This is a genomic window from Saccharopolyspora sp. NPDC000995 (assembly GCF_053599315.1).
Genome location: NZ_JBSFLZ010000356.1, coordinates 1 through 1,179 on the forward strand (window position 1 = coordinate 1; position 1,179 = coordinate 1,179).

General features: G+C 65.1%; 1 protein-coding gene. It reads left to right on the forward strand.

Features of this window, described 5'->3' with window-relative positions:
* Nucleotides 1–223: 223 nt before the first annotated feature.
* Nucleotides 224–1,179: APC family permease (locus ACWDKQ_RS36300; protein WP_450143261.1), on the forward strand; the 956-nt coding region annotated here is incomplete at its 3' end.

The following is a 1,179-nucleotide window of genomic DNA, read 5'->3' on the forward strand; positions in this document are numbered from 1 at the left end:
GAAATTCGTGACGCGCGGGCGAGTGCTGAACTCGGTGCGGTCTGCGGCCGGGCCGCGCGACTGGAGAACTTCGAAGGTCACGGCCGGTCCGGCGATGTTCGCAACGCCCAGTTCGGCTCGGCCCGTCTGGAATGGACTGACCACACGTTCGACCGCGCCTGACCGTCGTGGCCGAGGCACGGATCCCGCCATCACGGCCACCCCTGATCCTTTGGAGGTTGTCATGTCAGAAACAGATAAAGCGGCGGGAGCCGTGTCCACCACCGATCTCCGGTCCCAGCCGCCCGGAACCGCCGGTCCCGCGTCCTCGGCTGAGGACGCGGAACTGCTCGCGGCCTTGGGCTATGAGCAGCGGTTCGACCGCAAGGTCAGCCTGTGGGCGAACTTCGCCCTCGGTTTCGTCTACCTGTCACCGCTCGTCGGCGTCGTGTCGCTGTTCGCGGTCGGTCTGTCGGCTGCGGGACCATCATCGATCTTCTGGATCGTGATCATCGGGCTCGGGCAGCTGCTCGTCGCGCTGGTCTTCGGTGAGGTCGTGGCCCAGTTCCCGCTCGCGGGCGGGCTCTACCAATGGTCCCGTCGGTTGTGGAACGGACGTTACGCGTGGTTCACCGCCTGGATCTACATCTGCTGCATCACGATCGGGATCACCAGCACCGCACTGTTCAGTTCGGACTTCGTGGCCAGTCTGTTCGGTGGCACCGCGGCCATTCCCGGGGTCAGCTCGACGCCTGCGCAGCGGCTGCTCATCGCGCTCGCCATCACCGTCGTGTGCATCGTGTGCAACAGCTTCGGGACCAGGACACTGGCTGTCATCTCGAAGATCGGCTTGGCCGCCGAGCTCATCGGCATCGTCCTGGTCGGTCTTTACCTGCTGATCTTCCAGCGACACAACCCGATCTCGATCTTCTTTCACGACATGGGCACCAGCCACGCGGGCGGCTACTTCGGTGCTTTCTTGGCCGCGTCACTCGTCGGGCTGTTCCTTTATTACGGGTTCGAGGCGTGCGGGGAAGTCGCCGAAGAGGTGCCGAACCCGGCGCGCAGCATCCCTCGTGCCATGCAGCTGACGGTCGTGGTCGGCGGCCTCGCCGCGATCCTGGCTTTTGCCGGTTACGCACTCGCCGCACCGGACCTGGTCTCGATCATTTCCGGTTCGGACACCAACCCGATCCCGGC